The following is a 16,356-nucleotide window of genomic DNA, read 5'->3' on the forward strand; positions in this document are numbered from 1 at the left end:
ATTACCAATTGGCTACAGTTGCATTGAAAATTTGGTCGACAATATCCTTTATCATCTGTGTAACGAGTTCCTCTTGAACGGAATTCAAGCTTCTGGCAGACTCGTAACTGGCAGTCGATGTAAACTGTTTCTCGATGAATTCCGGGCGGTTTTTGGGATTGGTAATCCTCACATTGACAGTCATAGAGAGTTCAGTCTGGGCCGAAGTACCATTACTTGTCACCGACTTATTGCGCTGATTGTATTGCGTAATCTCTCCTTCTATCTTTATATCTCCATTGCGTTTCACCAGAATTAGTTTCGTATGATCGGCAAATTGATCTTTCAATCGGTTGTTGAAAAGAGGCCCCATAGGTCCCCATACATAGCTGGAACGAATGGGAAAATCGGCAATCTGAATCGTCTTTGTCTTGCTGTAGTCGATGCTTGCGCCATTGAACTTATAGCCTTTGAAAGCACATGAACTTATCAGTATAAGCAGACCGACTGCCAATATATATTTCAGTTTCTTCATTTTCGTGGGAGTTGATGACGTCAAATAGATTTATCTAATCCGTATTGCTTGATACGTCGGTAGAGCGTACGGTCTGAAATACCCAATTCCTGTGCTGCTTTCTTGCGATTTCCACCATTGCGTTCCAGGGCTTTCTCTACCATCTGACGCCCTAAGTCATTGAGGTTCAAGCTTTCGGGTTCACGTATTTCCTCAGCAATAACATCGTAGGCAGCAGGTTGTGTTTGCTGACTTGGTGTACTGATGATACCATAAGGATTTTTATTCTCACCGCGTATAAGCGCTGTTTCCTGTGGAGAAGCGAGCTGTTGACTTTGAAAACCCTGTGCACCGGATAACGAACGGGTCTCGTCAAGCTGCTTTTTCAGCATGTTCATGTCGCGTTTTAAGTCGCTGACATTGCCTCGGAGTTCATACAATATCTTATATAGTATCTCGCGTTCTGTTTCGTAAGAGTGCTCTCCCGGCTTCGAGATAGTGGCCAACTGTGTGCTTTCCGTATCCTTTGGAATAAAGTGTAACAAGGCCTCTGCATTGATTTCGCGCTGTTCACTGAGTACCGACATCTGCTCTGTGATGTTCTTTAACTGGCGAATATTACCCGGCCATTTGTATTGCATGAGTAATTGTTTGGCTTCATCTGTAAGCGTAATCTTCGGAAGATGATACTTTTCAGCCATCTGCATGGCGAAAAGACGGAACAAAAGTACGATGTCTTCGCCCCTGTCTCGCAAGGGAGGCATCTGCACGGGAATAGTGTTCAGACGGTAAAATAGGTCTTCACGAAACCTGCCTTCACTGACAGCCTTGCGCATGTTGACGTTTGTTGCAGCCACGATACGCACATTTGTCTTCCTGATTTCCTGTCCTCCAACACGAATATACTCACCCGTTTCGAGCACACGGAGCAGTCGTGCCTGTGTAGCAAGTGGCAGTTCGCCCACTTCATCAAGGAAAATCGTACCCTTGTTTGCTGTTCCAAAGTAGCCTTCGCTTTCTCCAATAGCTCCTGTGAACGAGCCTTTCTCGTGGCCAAACAGTTCACTGTCAATCGTTCCTTCAGGGATAGAACCGCAGTTAATGGCAAAATATCTCTCGCGACGGCGGGGAGAATTGTCGTGAATAACGCGTGGAATAATCTCTTTGCCGACGCCACTTTCACCCACAATCAATACAGATAAATCAGTAGGGGCTACCTGCAGGGCTATGTCTAAAGCCCTGTTTAGCCCATCACTATTGCCAACAATGTTGTAGCGTTGCTTTATTTTTTGCAGTTCTGAAGTATTCATTGGATGACAAAATTACATATTTTATTCCATAATCCTGCTAATTTGGCAGACTTTTTATATGTTTTTAGGGTAGCGATTACCGTGCAGTGGTTTCGCCAATCCATTAATTTCGTTTGCCAAACTTGATGAGTAGCAGGCCTATTCCCGTCCAAAGCAACTCGCGAAGTCTTACAATCAATGCTACGAAGATACCCGCACTTGCTGATATACCCAATGCCGTTGTCGACATCAGAAAGCCACCTTCGCGTCCTCCAAGCTGCAGAGGAATGAAAAAAAGCAGGTTAGCAAAGAGGCTTGTAAAGGCAAGAATGAGCACACATTGCAAGAAATCAACATTCGGCATGAGCACCAATAGCACGAAAAATATCTCTAAAGCCGAGCAAATGCGACATGATAATTCCAACAGAACTGCCGAAACAAAGGTCTTGGGGTTCTGCTTATGAAGAGCTGCTATCTGTTGATCTATGGTGTCAAGTTGCTCGCGATGACTTTCAACAAAAGGCTGCGCCCACTTCTTCAAGAGAGGAATATGCCCGAGAAACTTCATCACTCGGTTGGCCAATCCCTTGCGATAGCCCGATATGAAGAACCAAATTCCTAATAGACAGAAGGCACCTGTGACAGCCAGTAGCGTTGCTAAGAGCAGCGTTATAGGCTGTGTGAGCATGAAAATAACTATCGAAAGTAACCAAAAACAGAAATGACTGAAGATGTGAGTCATGGCATAAAGGATTACCGATGACGATGCACGCTCCGGTCCTATGTATGGAGAAAGCGACATGATACGGTAAGGTTCGCCCCCCATCAGACCGCCGGGAGTGGCATAGTTGAGGGCAAATCCCGACACGGTAATCTTATAAAGCCATGCAAAGGATATTTTCTTTTGTCCTTTGTCGGCTTTCTGTGAATTGATAATGATATACCATGCCGAAGTGTTGAAGATGTAGAGAAAGGCCCAAAGCACGACAACGGCAATGAACCAATAGCCTGCATGACACAGCCCTTCCCACACTTGGTGGAAATCAAGCTGTGTAATCATGATGCCGAGAACGACAATCCCGAAGATGAAAAATCCGTTCTGATACTTCTTATTCATGCTTTTTCTTTGGTATAGAGAAGCGAACCTTCTCTCCATCATCATGCTTTTCGCGGTAAAGCTTAGGCAAAGGATTCTGCAAAGGCTCGTCATAACGCTTGCGGTTGCGGTAGATGTCGATGGCTGTATAAATGGCATGACGCAGTGAAGAAGCATCGGCTATGCACTGACCTGCAATATCAAAGCGAGTATGGCAATCGGGTTCAGTGGCTATAATGGGTAGGTTGGCATTGAATTTTACCACACTTTCCGTAGCAAGGGCTTTTAATGGAGGCACTCCCTGGTCGTAATATAGGGCCAAGATGCCGTCAAACTGGTCGTAATAACCATTTTCAAAGAATTCTTCAGCAGTGTAAGGACCGAATGCCTGCACGCTGTCCTCTTCCATTTCTTTAATTGCAGGCAAGATAATCTCTTGCTCTTCTTTGCCTTGTGCCGTAGGATTTAAGGATAAAACAGCAATGCGTGGATTGGAAATATTAAAGTCGCGGCGAATGGTTTTGAATAATAATGTAGCCTTTTCTTTTACTAAATCCTTGGTCAACACATTTGCAATGTCCTTTACAGAAGCCCTTTCTGCCGCAACCATCAGCCGCAGGTTGTCACTGATATAAAGGGTAGAAGCTTTGTTTCCTTCGCCTAAACAAGTTTCAATATACTTGCTGATGCCGGTAAATTTGTAGCCTTCAATGTGAATATTGCTGTCTTCCACCGGACAATTCACGAGCACATCATAGGCATCATCCCGATAATCGGTCATGGCTTTATCAAGTGCTTTCAATGCAGCTGCACCGCTTTCAGGCGACACTATGCCCATCTCCACTTTCACATCTTCATCGAAACATGTCAGCAGATTAATGCGGTTTTCAACTGCTTCATCGGCAGTATTGATGATACTGAAGTTTCCTTGAATGTCAAGTGCCTTGCGATGATAAGATGCTATCTTGGGAGAACCATAGATGATTGGCGTGCAAAGCTCTAGCATCTCGGGTTCAGAGAAAGCCTTAAAGATGAGTTCATATCCGATACCATTAGTATCACCATGTGTGATAGCCACACGAATTTTCTTATTTTCCATTGTTATTCTTTATATTTATAGAGCCCAGTATGGCGTTAAGCTGACCGAGCAGAGTTTTCTTATTGCTTATTTCGGGCGCATAGAGGAAGCCTTCTGCGAAGATGAGTCCTTCTCCTTCAGGGCGCTTATAGACGTTGCAGATGAATGGCCCTCCCATGGCATCGCCCTGCATCTCCCATAGTCCTTCATAGCGACATCGCCTTTTCTTTGGGTTGAAATGCCCCTTGACAGAAGCCTTCAGCGTTGTGATGAACATCGAATCGGTTTCACCTTTAATATTGATTTGCATCACACTGTCGTGCAACTGACAGAAACGTTCCACGCTTAGTGGCAGTGTGTCGGCAGTCGTTACTTTGTAGATAGCTACGTTTTTCATGCCTGTTGTGGCATTGTTGGATATCCATAGAAATCCTTTTCCTTGTTTGCTCGATCGCATGTCAGCAGGCAATTCAATGCTCATTCCCATCAGTTTGCGCACTCGTTCCTGCATCTCGGGATTGTCTTCATACGGGCGGTTGAGCCGTCCGAGCATTCCCTTTCGCCGACCGTTGCAGCCACAAAACACGAGCATTGCAGCCAACATGAAGACAATGATCTTATTGCTCATGACGGATTTCGCCGATTTTCTTCGACGTAGAAAGCAGTCCACAGGCTGCAAAGATATCTTGTCCGCGACTCGCACGGATAGTAGTGAAGATGCCATGTGATGTCAGATAGTCGCGCAATTCCTCCATTCTCTTCTCGTCGGCACCATGCAGTGGCACGTCAGGTATTTGGTGGAAGCGTATCAGATTGATGCGACAGTCAAGACCTTTCAACAGTTTTACAAGCTCACGGGCATGTGTCATAGAGTCGTTTACGCCTCCGAAGACGATGTATTCAAACGACAAACGACGTTGGTGGGAGAAGTCATAATTGCGCAGAAGTTCCACGATTTCCGCAATACTCATGCCCTTTTGAGCCGGCATAAGCTCGGCTCTTTGCTCGGCTATCGGCGAATGAAGACTGATAGCTACATGGCAATCGCTCTCTTCAATGAAGCGTTTCAGTTTGTTCTTAACGCCGACACTGCTCACTGTTATGCGCTTCGGACTCCATGCCCAGCCGTAGTCGGCCGTGAGAATCTCCGTTGTTCGCAGAATATTGTCAAGGTTGTCCATCGGCTCCCCCTGTCCCATGAACACGATATTCGTAAGTTTATCCACTTCGGGAAGCGAATAAATCTGGTTCAAGATGTCACAAGTTGTCAGGCTTCCCTCAAAGCCTTGCTTTCCCGTTTGACAGAAAAGACAGTTCATTTTGCAGCCCACCTGACACGAAACGCAAAGAGTGGCGCGGTCATTCTCGGGGATATACACCGTTTCTACAAACTTTCCGCTTGCTGTGGGGAATAGATATTTGATGGTTCCGTCCTTGGATTGCTGTGCTTCCAAAGCTTCTGCACAACCTATAGTGTAGGCTTCTTCTAATTTTGCACGGTTAGTTTTGGATATATTTGTCATCTCGTCAATGTGCTTCACGTGATGCGTATATAGCCATTTTGCAATCTGTCCGCCCGTAAAGGCAGGCATTCCCAATTGCTTGCAGGCTTCCTTGAGCTCGTTCAAGGTCATGCCTAAAAGTGCTTTCTTCGAAGAAATCATACTGCAAAGATAATAAATAATGTTGAATGTTTCACGCTTTGTATTGTTTTTTTGATTTGTGGAGAGAGCGTGGAATGCAGGGGGTAGGAGTGTGGTTTGTTTTCAGACAGTCTTTAAGCCCTTGCAAATTACGACTTAGGTATAGGCTCACAGGTCTGTAATTTGATATTGGAAAGCAGCAAAAAAGATTTTGAAAAATAATCAAAAAACATGACAATAAGAATTGTTCTGCATGGTTCTGTTTTTCCATAAACAGCAAATTATCTTCTCACATGAATGCTTCAGTCTTGCCATTTGCATCATCTCGTCTTGCCATCTAAGGCATATTGCAGTGTGTTTTGCGTCATTTTATCTTGCGATTTGACGCATATTACACACTGATTTGACGCATGTTGGATGCCTTCTTGGAAGGAGTAACAAAAAAGGGAAAACCACATTGCGGTCTTCCCTACGGCAAAGATAATCATTTTTTGAGGCAAATGCAAATGGATAATGAAATATCTTTACTTTTAGAGCGACATTAAAGCGCCTGTGGAAAAATCGTGTTTCAGCAGCATGTAATTCGATTTTATTTGCTATCTTTGCAGGAAATATGGTGTCGTTGCTGACATGCCAATGGGCAATCCGGCGGTTGCAACAGTGCCTCAACACGCGTTAAACACATTTTTATGATTGGAAAAATAGACTGTTTTCTGCCTTGCAGCAATCCCAACGACCTGAAAGAGACCATCGAGATGTTGCGGAGGAGTAAGACAATCCGACAGATAAACTTACTCGTGGACTCGGATTTCAAGGTCGCGGAGCGGGCTGATGACTGCACGACTATCGTTGTTGACAATTTGCTTTCGACCGACACCATGCGCAAAGTCAGTGAAAATGCAGAGGCCGACTATGTGCTTCTTGCGCTCAAATCAACGCCTCTTGTGTTAGGCCTGCATGCACTTGACCGCCTGCTTCGTGTGGCCACAGATACCCATGTGGCCTTGGTTTACAGCGATTATCATGCGGTTGTTGACGGGAAACGCGAGCAACATCCAGTCATAGACTATCAGATGGGGAGTCTTCGTGACGATTTTGATTTCGGTTCCTTGCTGTTCATTCGTGCCGATCTGTTGCATGAATATGCTGCAACTTGCGGCAAAGAGGGCGGTCATCAGTTTGCTTTTGCCGGACTTTACGACCTGCGTCTGTTCCTCAGTCGCAAGGGGGAACTCTTCCATATCAATGAATATCTCTACACAGCACAGGAGTTTGATACGCGAAAGAGCGGTGAACGCCAGTTCGATTACGTCAATCCGCGCAACCGCGAGGTACAGATAGAAATGGAAAAGGCTGTTACTTTGCATCTCGAAGCCGTTGGTGCATGCATTGATACGCATGATTATGAAGCGCCAAACTTTGACTGTGAGCCTTTCAATTGCGAGGCCTCTGTCGTCATTCCAGTGTATAATCGCGAGCGAACGATAGCCGATGCCGTGAAAAGTGCATTGCAACAAGAGGCCGATTTCAAGTATAATGTGATTGTTGTCAATAATCACAGCAGTGACCATACGGGTGATATCCTGCGCGAGTTAGCTTGCGAACGCCTCATAGTTATTGAGCCTGAACGCACTGATTTGGGGATTGGCGGCTGCTGGAATGTAGCTGTTGACGATGCAAGGTGTGGCCGTTTTGCCGTTCAGTTGGATAGCGATGATCTCTATTCTTCCCCACATACGCTGCAGAAAATCGTTGATGCGTTCCATGAACAGCATGCAGCAATGATTATAGGTGCCTATCGTATGTGTGATTTTGAACTCAAGACACTGCCTCCGGGAATGATAGAACATCGTGAATGGACCGAAGATAACGGTTGCAACAATGCCTTACGCATTAATGGTTTGGGTGCTCCACGCGCATTCTTTACGCCACTTCTGCGTGAAATTCATTTCCCCAACACCAGTTATGGCGAGGATTATGCGTTGGGATTGGCTTTCAGTCGCCGTTATCGTATAGGCAGAATATACGATGAACTCTATCTTTGCAGGCGGTGGGGAGGCAACAGCGATGCTGCATTGAGCATTGAAAAGGTGAATGCCAACAATCTTTATAAGGATCGTTTGCGCACGATAGAGTTGAAGGCACGCCGTCAGTTGGTGAGCAAAAAGGCTTCTCTTGGTGACGATGACGACTTGAAACGCTTTTTCAATCAACAGTTGAAACAGTGGGAGGATGCCCGAAAACGCTATCAAGACCTGCGGGATGTGAAGACAAAACAATTAGGCATATTGCGCGTGCAGTATAATCCGGCACGCATGGTAAGTACTGGGGCGAAGATTGATGCACACACATTGGCACAGCGTCCTTGCTTTCTTTGTGCATCAAATCGGCCGAAAGAACAGCTGACGAAAAGGCTTGATGATGACTTCTGCCTGCTTGTTAATCCGTTCCCTATCCTTCCTGTCCACTTCACTATTCCTGCTTTGCGCCATGAGCCACAGGCTATTCTGTCGCATTATGGTGAGGTTCATAAGCTGCTTTCAAGGTATAAAGCGCTCATGGTGTTCTATAATGGGCCGAAATGTGGGGCGAGTGCTCCCGATCATCAGCATCTGCAAGCGGGTGAAAGTGGGCTTGTGCCCTTGCAACGTGAATGGAAACGCATGCAAAAGAGCCTTGAACTGATAGTCACATTGAATGAAGATAACGATGTTTGTCTGCTTCGTGACTTTGTGGTTCCAGCGCTTGTCATTCGCAGTACGAGTGCCGAGAGCGACAAAAAGCTCTTTCATCTTGTGTATAAGTGCTTGCCGTTACGTGACGGAGAGACCGAGCCGATGATGAATATCGTGGCTTGGCGTGAAGGCAGACAGTATATTTCAGTGGTTATTCCGCGTGAAAAGCATCGTCCGGATTGCTATTCTGACGAGGGCGAAAAACAGTTGTTGGTAAGTCCCGGAGCCTTGGATATGTCGGGATTACTGATAGTTCCGCGTGAAGAAGACTTCAATAAACTGACCGAAACGCAGGCTGAAACCATCCTGAAAGAGTGTGGTGTCACTGAAAAGACAATGCAGGCGGTGGTTGAACGCATAAAAGAAAACAACTGAAAATGGTCTTGAAAGATAATCATATGCAGGTAGATGCACAGCCGGATGTGTCGGTAGGCATTGTCAGTGGAAGTCAGATTAGGTTTCGTCTTGATGCGCCTTATCTTGTAGAGGGGACGCTTGCAGAGGGCGAACAAACGGTTGATTTTGCAGAAAAAGGCATACATTGGAAAGGAAAATGCTATCAAGAGCTGACTTTTATACCACAACAAAGCGATGCTTCTTTCTCACTTTTCGGTGTCACTATAGGTGTAAACTTTCATTGGGAGCGTAAGGAAACGCAGACTTTTCTTGGCAGATTGAAGTTCATAGTCAATGAAGATAAGGTGTGTGCTGTCAATGAATTGCCGGTTGAAAGCTATTTGGAGAGTGTTATCTCAAGTGAAATGAGTGCTACTTCGAGCCTCGAACTGCTCAAGGCTCATGCTGTGATATCGCGTAGTTGGCTGTTGGTGCAGATGCAAAACCGCAAGGATAATCATGGAAAAAGCAAGCCCATGTCGTCTGAAATGCCGACCGAAGGAGAACTTATCCGCTGGTATGACCGCGAAGATCATACGCTTTTCGATGTCTGTGCCGATGATCATTGCCAGCGTTATCAAGGAATAACGAAAGAAACAAGCCCACAGGTGGCAGAGGCTATCAGGCAAACCAAGGGGCAGGTACTGCTGTATGACGGTGAAATCTGCGATGCAAGGTTCTCTAAATGCTGTGGAGGTGAGACCGAAGAGTTCCAGTATTGCTGGGAAAATCTGCGCAAACCTTATCTCGTTGCCCTACGTGATGCGCCGCATAATGAGTCACTTCAGTTGAATATTGAGGCTGATGCAGACCGTTGGATACGCTCAAATCCGGAGAGTTTCTGCAATACACACGATGTAAAAGTGCTTTCACAAGTGCTCAACAACTATGACCAGGAGACGTCAGACTTCTACCGTTGGCGCGTGGAATATACGCAGGAGCAGCTTCAGATGCTGATAACCGAGAAACTTGGAATAGACTTTGGGCATATCATTGCCCTTATTCCTATGGAGCGTGGAACGAGTGGAAGACTTTCAAAGCTTAAGATAATAGGCGACAGAAAGACGCTTGTCATTGGCAAGGAACTGGAGATTCGCCGTGCTTTGAGCAAGACTCATCTCTACAGTTCGGCTTTTGTGGTCGATGCACTTGACCGCAATGAGCAGGGAATTCCGCAGCGGTTTGTCCTCATTGGAGCCGGTTGGGGGCATGGTGTAGGGCTTTGTCAGATTGGCGCAGCCGTCATGGGAGAGCGTGGTTACAATTATAATGAAATCCTGTTGCATTATTATAAAGGTGCAACTATCGAACAAATCTATCATTAGACATGAAGAATTCAAGACCTTGGACATGGGTTCCTTCACTTTATTTCGCTGAAGGGCTGCCTTATATTGCCGTGACAGTGCTGGCCATCGAAATCTATATGCAGCTTGGGTTGAGTGATGCAGAAGTGACATTCTATACCTCTTGGCTCTATTTACCATGGGTGATAAAGCCTTTCTGGAGTCCTTTTCTCGAGTTGTATAAGACAAAACGCTGGTGGATTACAGCCATGCAACTGCTTCTTGGCGCTGCTTTTGCGGGCGTTGCCTTTACCATTCAGGCTTCATGGTGGCTGCAAGGAACGATTTGTTTCTTTTGGATGATGGCCTTTTCAAGTGCAACTCACGACGTAGCTGCTGATGGTTTCTACATGATGGGACTTGACCAACACGACCAAGCGTTCTTTGTGGGCATTCGGAGTACGTTCTATCGTCTTTCAATGATAGTCGGAAAAGGCGTTCTTATCATGCTTGCCGGTGTGCTTCAAGTGGTATTCCGTTATCAGATTAAATTCTCATGGAGTCTTATTTTCTATGGACTGACAGGACTTTTCATTGCTTTCTATCTCTATCATAACTATGTTCTTCCACGCCCGAAAGAGGATGCTGACCATGTAAAGAAGCGGTGTGCAGAGGATATTCTGATGGAGTTTGTGATGACTTTCGTTACATTCTTCTCCAAGAAACAAGTGCTTGTGGCTATTCCTTTCTTGCTTCTTTTCCGACTTCCAGAGGCATTGTTGACTCCCGTATCACAGCTTTTCCTGCAAGCCTTGCCAAGTAAAGGCGGATTAGGACTGTCACCTCAGGAGTTCGGATTGGTCAATGGAACTGTCGGAGTGATAGGTTTGTTGGTGGGAGGTGTTATCGGTGGGATGCTGGCGAGCCGTGATGGACTGAAGAAGTGGCTATGGCCTATGACCTGTGCAATAACAATTCCCAATGTTGCTTACGTGTATTTAGCTTATGCAATGCCTGAAAGCCTGATTGCAATCAACGTGTGCGTATGCCTTGAGAACTTTGGTTATGGCTTTGGTTTCAGTGCATATATGCTCTTCATGATATACTTTTCTCAAGGTCAGCACAAGACATCTCATTATGCACTTTGCACGGGGTTCATGGCCCTTTCGATGATGTTGCCGGGCTTGTTTGCCGGTGCTTTGGCCCAGGCGGTAGGCTATCGGATGTTCTTTATCATTGTGATGATCAGCTGTTTGCTGCCGTTCGCCGTTGCCTCCTTCCTGAAAATCGATCCGAATTTCGGTAAGAAAGAAGTCGAAGAAGAATTATAAAACAAGGAAAAGGCTTGCAAACGGTGATGTCTGCAGGCCTTTTATATTAGATGTTTTCATTTCAGAAGTTCGGGCAGAGCAATCATTCCTTTCATTTTCAAAGGCTTTTTCATGCGCTTATATGTGGTCTTTTCCTCATCTTCTTCTGGCTGAAAAAGTCGTGTGATAATTTTATCGAGGAAGAAAGAACCTTGCCGATAGCGAAAGATATATTTCATATTGTAGAAATATTTGCCTCCTCCCCAACTGATAAGCAATATGAAACCACGCTTGGTTTGCATGAGACTGTCTACACAGAAGTTCTTACATTCAAAGTCGGTAAGCGGTAATTTGATGGTTGCAAACCTTGTCTTACCACTTGAGAAATGGATATATCCGCGTCGAAACTCATCATTCGTATCTCTGACATACCTTATTTGATAAGTCTTTTTGCCATATAACTGACCTTTCAATGTCAGTCTTTGCCATACGTCCCAGCATGGTATCTCTTCTCGAGAACCAGTCTTTCCGACATTTGCACATTGTCCTTGAAAAGCAAGACAAAGCAAGGAATAGAGTAACAACAAGTATTTGTTCATGTCGTTGGGCTTTAATCAAGTATTGGATAATAATAGTTGACGCCGAGACACCCCTCATATTGCTCAATCTTTACAGGCGCCCCGATTTGTAATTTATTGTAAAGTTTGTGGGAGATATATACCCTTTCATCTTCTTTTAAGTCATTCCATGGAGCGAGTTTTAAGTAATATCGATGCCCTTTTCCTGTTGTACTCGACTTATCTTTAATGCTCGAATCAAAATACTTTGGCTTAGATGGGTCGAAAGTTATATTGCAAAATATGAGCGTACTATAGCTATAAACAAAGCAACCGATTAGTGTTACTCCAATGAAAAGAAACAGATCGCGCTGCCCATACGTTGGCGTTATGTGCTCATTTCGTGTGCAAAGATAAGTCAGGACGAGTGTAACCACGATGACAATCAACCAGAATTGAGAAGGAATATGAAGGAGATTCTCTCGCCAAGCACTATATAACAGGCCTAAAGAACAAACACTTCCTATCGACAATAGCGATGGATGAGGGTCTGTTTTACTGACATAAAATTTCGCCAATCCATGGCTTTTGTTGTAGACAATGATTGCAACGAGGGGCAAAAGTGCGGCAATTGAGACGATAAAGTCATGTGCAAACGAGGGGAGAAACACAATGAATAAGACTACGATTGTAGTGACGACATTGAGTGGATAGATTATTTTCTTGAGCTTGTTTGCCTTATTTCTGATATCTTCTTCACTTGCTCCATAGTGCAAATCTGATAGCATTTCTTCCGTCTCTTGCTTTTCATCAATGACATCTTTGTTTTGAAATTGCGAATGAGCCCATGCTTCTATGCTCGCAAAACCATCGTAATCATTGGATATAATAATAAACTTTGACAACCTCGTTGCATGCAGAGTGATTCGGTTTTTCTCATCTTCATAGCAGTCAATCTCGGCCATTGGAAGGATTGTTTTGCCGAAAATGCTAACACGAATCACGGCTTCTGGTGTGATGAACAGCTTCGAAACTACTTGGTTTATCACATAACCCATACTGCCAATAATAAAGGCTAAGGCCAGCAACCCCAAGTAAATGCGTGCTGATAAGTCATAATCGTCAAACGTCATCATGGTGTAAAAGGTCATGAGACCAAGGAAAATGAAGAGTAAAGCAACTATCCACGCGCCGATGATTGACGATTTTTTGGGGCGATGTTCACCGAGAATGCGATGATGTTTCAATGGTTTGTACATAACTTTACAGCTATTTTACTCGTCGATATAGCGCTTAGTGATATCCTGATAGCTGTCAATGCGGCGGTCACGGAGGAAGGGCCACCACCTGCGTACTTGCTCACTGTGGTGCATGTCAACTTCTATCACGATGCTTTCTTCTTCATTATTGCTGGCTCTGTAATGGATTTCGCCCTGCGGTCCGACAGCAAAGCTGCTGCCCCAGAACTCAATTCCTCGCGTTTGTCCGCTTGGATCAGGCTCATGACCAACGCGATTAACAGCAATGACAGGTAGTCCGTTGGCCACTGCATGCCCACGCATTACGGTCGTCCATGCCTCGCGTTGTCGCTCCTGTTCATCGGGCGCATCACTGCTTTCATAGCCAATGGCCGTGGGATAGATAAGGATTTCGGCCCCTTGCAGCGCCATTAAGCGGGCTGCTTCGGGATACCATTGGTCCCAACATACCAACACTCCGAGTCGTCCTATGCTTGTGTCGATGGGATGAAAGCCAAGATCTCCAGGCGTGAAATAAAACTTTTCGTAGTATGCAGGGTCGTCAGGTATGTGCATTTTCCGATACTTCCCGGCTATCGTTCCGTCTTTTTCTATCACTACAGCCGTATTGTGATAGAGTCCCGGGGCACGCTTTTCAAACAGCGAAGTGACGATAACCACTCCGTATTGCTTGGCCAATTCACCATAGAAACCCGTTGAAGGCCCTGGTATCGGCTCTGCAAAATCGAAGTTGTTGACGTCTTCCACCTGGCAGAAGTAAAGCGAATTGTGAAGTTCCTGCAACACAATGAGCTGTGCTCCACGGGCAGCTAAGTCGGCTATTCCCTTTGCCAAGCGTTGAATGTTCACAGCAGGATCAGCAACATTATGTTGCTGGAGAAAACCTATTTTTATTTCTTTCATAACTTTGGATATTGCATAGTGAGACAATGGAGTGAGCCGTGCTGGCGGATAACCGTGCGTGCATCAATGCCTATAACCTTGCGGTCGGGGAAGGCATTCTGCAGTTGTTGCATGGCTAAACGGTCTCTTTCGGGTTGTGCATACGTAGGACAGAGCACGTGATGATTGAGGATAACGAAGTTGGCATAGGTTGCAGGAAGCCGCTCTTCATTGTCGTATATCGGCTCAGGAAAAGGCAATCGCAGCAGATGATAGGGCTTCCCCTCAAGCGTGCGCAGTGTTTTCAGCTGGTCTTCCAAAGCTTGGAAGTCAGCGAAATGCACATCGTTCTCGTCACTATATATATATAATAAGGTGTCATTGGGCGCCAATCTCACGGTCGTGTCAATATGTCCGTCGGTGTCATCGCCAAGGAGTTGACCGTGTTCAAGCCATACAATGCGCTCTGCATGCAGTGTTTCGAGCAGCTTTCTCTCAATGTCTTCGCGCGTCATGGGTTGGTTTCTGTGAGGTGCCATGAGGCAACATGCGGTGGTGAAAATGGTGCCTTTACCGTCACTTTCAATGCTTCCGCCTTCCAAAACAAAGTCGGTGTGGTCTTCTATGGTGCCGTCAAAGGCGCCCATTTGAGCCATGTTGCGTGTGATGGCATTGTCTTTCTGCCAGTTGAATTTCTCTCCCCAGCCATTGAATTTGAAGTCAAGCATGCGTAATGAGGTGCCGTTCGAGAGCGTGACAGCCCCGTGGTCGCGTGCCCAAGTGTCGTTGGTATCTATCGCGAAATAGCGGATATTGGCATGTTGACTGCTTGAAAGTTGCTGCTCAAGCAGGGCTTTCACCTTGTCGGGTTCAGGCGTAACGATGAGAAGTTGCTCATCCGTTGTGATGACTTTTGCCATTTCAACGAATGTCTTTGTAATGTCATCGAGATAGGGAAGCCAGTCGGTTTGAGCATGGGGCCACGTGAGTTGAATGCCTCGTTGCGGTGCCCATTCGGCTGGAAGTACAAAGTCTTTGTTTGCCATATCGTAGGAGTGATAGTTCAATATATAATTGTTTGCCGGTTACAAAATTAGTTGTTTTTTTCCAATTGTTGTGAGTTTGAAGAATAGAAAGGTGAATATTTTTGTGAGAAATGAGAGTAGCACACGCTTCATTCAGGGTGCATCGTGAAGCTTTTCAGTGCGTTTCGAATGCGGTTTTCATAGCTTTGGAAAGCCGGAATGAGCGCTTTGATTGTAAACTTAAATGACAGTTGATTTGCATTTGCTTAGAAAATTGATTATCTTTGCCGTAGGGGAAGACCGCAATGTGGTTTTCCCTTTTTTGTTATGCCTTGCAGAATGGTTTGCAATATGCGTCAAATCAGCGTGTCATATGCGTCAAGTTATGTGCTGAAGTGATGCAAAATGCACCGCAATATGCCTTAGATTGAAAGGCGAAATGATATGAATGACAAGTCAAAAGCATTCATTCGGGAAGATGATTTGCAGTTAATAGAAAAACAGAACCATGCAGAATAACTCTTGTTGTCATGTTTTTTGATTATTTTTATTTATTTTCTGATGCTCGAATATCCATAGAGAAAGCATAGCATTCATGGTAGTGTTTACGGTCACTCCTTGCTAAAATTATATTGATTGATATTGCATTTAGGATAAAAAACCGTAACTTTGCCTTATAAAAAGCAACGGAAATGCTGGAAATCAAGAACGGAACCCTAAGCGGAGTGGAGCATCCCGCGATGGCTGCCGACATTAACTTAGTGGTTGATGCGGGCGAAATGCTCTGTATCTATGCTTGGAGCAGCGACAAACGGCAGGCGATTGTCCACACTCTTTTAGGGTTACAGCCTCTCAAGTCGGGCTTTATGTCGGTTGATGGTGATGTAATCGACGAGCGTTCGGCAGCTTATTATCGAAGTCATACAGCCTTCGTGCCGCGCGATTTACGGTTGCCTTTCAAAACTGTTGGCGAGACTATGCAGGCAATGATGACGGTCGATAAAGACTTGACAAAAGGCACTATTGAAAGCGAATGGCGTAAGGTGGGCATAGCGGATGGCTTGTGGAATGCGCTTGTTGAGCACGTAGGGCAGGATATTTTGCAGCAAATGATGATGGTTGTAGCCGTGATGAGAGGGTGCAACCACATGATTATCGACCTGCTTCCCGGGGCTATGACGCCTGAAATGATGGACTATCTACGGCTGTACACGGCTTCGGGCGGACTGATTGTGATAGCTACTGACGATGAAGAAGTAAAGGGGCAGTGCGATAAGTCGCTGCTCGAACCGTAATGATTAAATAGAACA

Annotated in this window: 14 protein-coding genes; 4 read left to right on the forward strand and 10 right to left on the reverse strand. The window is 45.3% G+C overall.

Annotated elements, in window-relative coordinates:
* Position 1: 1 nt before the first annotated feature.
* From HMPREF2983_RS07435 to rlmN, 6 genes are all read right to left on the reverse strand, one after another.
* Positions 2-514, reverse strand: coding sequence for an LptE family protein (locus tag HMPREF2983_RS07435; RefSeq protein ID WP_004375601.1), 513 nt, complete (start codon positions 512-514; stop codon positions 2-4).
* 20 nt (positions 515-534) lie between these two features.
* Entirely contained in the window at positions 535-1,803 is a 1,269-nt protein-coding gene (locus HMPREF2983_RS07440; RefSeq protein WP_070667580.1) for a sigma-54 interaction domain-containing protein, read from the reverse strand.
* Positions 1,804-1,906: 103 nt separating this feature from the next.
* Positions 1,907-2,899: a lysylphosphatidylglycerol synthase transmembrane domain-containing protein gene (locus HMPREF2983_RS07445; protein ID WP_018921026.1), complete on the reverse strand. Its 993-nt coding sequence runs from the start codon at positions 2,897-2,899 to the stop codon at positions 1,907-1,909.
* On the reverse strand, positions 2,892-3,977 hold the full coding sequence (locus tag HMPREF2983_RS07450; protein WP_004377772.1) for a PdxA family dehydrogenase: 1,086 nt from the start codon (positions 3,975-3,977) through the stop codon (positions 2,892-2,894). Before HMPREF2983_RS07450 ends, HMPREF2983_RS07445 begins: the two co-directional genes overlap by 8 nt.
* Positions 3,967-4,584: a DUF4837 family protein gene (locus HMPREF2983_RS07455; protein ID WP_070667581.1), complete on the reverse strand. Its 618-nt coding sequence runs from the start codon at positions 4,582-4,584 to the stop codon at positions 3,967-3,969. Before HMPREF2983_RS07455 ends, HMPREF2983_RS07450 begins: the two co-directional genes overlap by 11 nt.
* Positions 4,574-5,620 carry a dual-specificity RNA methyltransferase RlmN gene (gene rlmN / locus HMPREF2983_RS07460; protein WP_070667582.1) on the reverse strand — a complete coding sequence of 349 codons (1,047 nt, stop codon included), beginning with the start codon at positions 5,618-5,620 and terminating at the stop codon, positions 4,574-4,576. The genes HMPREF2983_RS07455 and rlmN overlap by 11 nt, the downstream gene beginning before the upstream one ends.
* Before the next feature lie 668 nt (positions 5,621-6,288).
* On the opposite strand from rlmN, the gene HMPREF2983_RS07465 reads away from it, so the two are divergent.
* Genes HMPREF2983_RS07465 through HMPREF2983_RS07475 form a run of 3 tightly spaced genes read left to right on the forward strand, consistent with a single transcriptional unit; the run spans position 6,289 to position 11,344 of the window.
* Positions 6,289-8,709: a DUF4922 domain-containing protein gene (locus HMPREF2983_RS07465; RefSeq protein ID WP_070667583.1), complete on the forward strand. Its 2,421-nt coding sequence runs from the start codon at positions 6,289-6,291 to the stop codon at positions 8,707-8,709.
* A 2-nt stretch (positions 8,710-8,711) separates the two neighbouring features.
* A complete protein-coding gene (locus HMPREF2983_RS07470) occupies positions 8,712-10,055 on the forward strand; it encodes a SpoIID/LytB domain-containing protein (protein ID WP_246829373.1) in 1,344 nt (447 codons plus the stop codon).
* A 2-nt stretch (positions 10,056-10,057) separates the two neighbouring features.
* Positions 10,058-11,344 carry an MFS transporter gene (locus tag HMPREF2983_RS07475; RefSeq protein ID WP_070667584.1) on the forward strand — a complete coding sequence of 429 codons (1,287 nt, stop codon included), beginning with the start codon at positions 10,058-10,060 and terminating at the stop codon, positions 11,342-11,344.
* 56 nt (positions 11,345-11,400) lie between these two features.
* Here HMPREF2983_RS07475 and HMPREF2983_RS07480 read toward each other — a convergent pair whose 3' ends face one another.
* From HMPREF2983_RS07480 to HMPREF2983_RS07495, 4 genes are read right to left on the reverse strand one after another with little or no spacing between them, the layout of a single operon-like run.
* A complete protein-coding gene (locus HMPREF2983_RS07480) occupies positions 11,401-11,922 on the reverse strand; it encodes a hypothetical protein (RefSeq protein WP_070667585.1) in 522 nt (173 codons plus the stop codon).
* Between the two features lie 11 nt (positions 11,923-11,933).
* The gene (locus HMPREF2983_RS07485; protein WP_070667586.1) at positions 11,934-13,139 is read right to left on the reverse strand and encodes a hypothetical protein; all 1,206 of its coding nucleotides are present in this window, start codon (positions 13,137-13,139) and stop codon (positions 11,934-11,936) included.
* 15 nt (positions 13,140-13,154) lie between these two features.
* Positions 13,155-14,042, reverse strand: a complete 888-nt coding sequence (locus HMPREF2983_RS07490; RefSeq protein ID WP_070667587.1) for a carbon-nitrogen hydrolase — start codon at positions 14,040-14,042, stop codon at positions 13,155-13,157.
* Positions 14,039-15,067 (reverse strand): agmatine deiminase family protein, encoded by a 1,029-nt coding sequence (locus HMPREF2983_RS07495; protein WP_070667598.1) that lies wholly within the window; start codon positions 15,065-15,067, stop codon positions 14,039-14,041. The genes HMPREF2983_RS07490 and HMPREF2983_RS07495 overlap by 4 nt, the downstream gene beginning before the upstream one ends.
* Before the next feature lie 671 nt (positions 15,068-15,738).
* On the opposite strand from HMPREF2983_RS07495, the gene HMPREF2983_RS07500 reads away from it, so the two are divergent.
* On the forward strand, positions 15,739-16,341 hold the full coding sequence (locus tag HMPREF2983_RS07500; protein WP_070667588.1) for a P-loop NTPase family protein: 603 nt from the start codon (positions 15,739-15,741) through the stop codon (positions 16,339-16,341).
* Positions 16,342-16,356 lie beyond the last annotated feature (15 nt).

The organism is Prevotella sp. HMSC077E09, assembly GCF_001814685.1.
Lineage (GTDB): Bacteria > Bacteroidota > Bacteroidia > Bacteroidales > Bacteroidaceae > Prevotella > Prevotella oris.